This window comes from Xanthomonas cissicola, from assembly GCF_008801575.1.
GTDB lineage: Bacteria > Pseudomonadota > Gammaproteobacteria > Xanthomonadales > Xanthomonadaceae > Xanthomonas > Xanthomonas cissicola.
In genome coordinates, this window is record NZ_VZPL01000269.1 from 1 (window position 1) to 276 (window position 276).

Annotated in this window: 1 protein-coding gene and 1 pseudogene; both read left to right on the top strand. The window is 56.5% G+C overall.

Annotated features, from left to right (window positions below; all coding sequences use genetic code 11):
- Positions 1 to 120: pseudogene (locus F7R02_RS27715) on the top strand (IS30 family transposase); the annotation flags it as partial.
- Positions 114 to 276, top strand: a 163-nt coding sequence (locus tag F7R02_RS26020) for a transposase (protein WP_151210374.1), incomplete at its 3' end; no start/stop codon positions are given. The pseudogene F7R02_RS27715 and the gene F7R02_RS26020, both read left to right, overlap by 7 nt.

Here is a 276-nt window from a genome sequence, read left to right on the forward strand (position 1 = left end):
AATCACATCGCGTTACTGATGAACACCCGTCCTCGCCAGACACTGGGCTGGAAAACGCCTAGCGAAGCAATGGAAGCGGAAATCGCCGCCTTCAAATCATCTGTTGCACTTGAATCTTGAGACCGCCCTGCCTGCCGGCGCAGCGCGGCAATGTCAGCATGACCAACCTGCAAGTGGTCAACGCCATCCTTTACGTTGCCGAGCATGGCTGCAAATGGCGCGGCCTACCCAAGCGCTTTGGCAACTGGCATACGGTCTACACACGCATGAACCGTT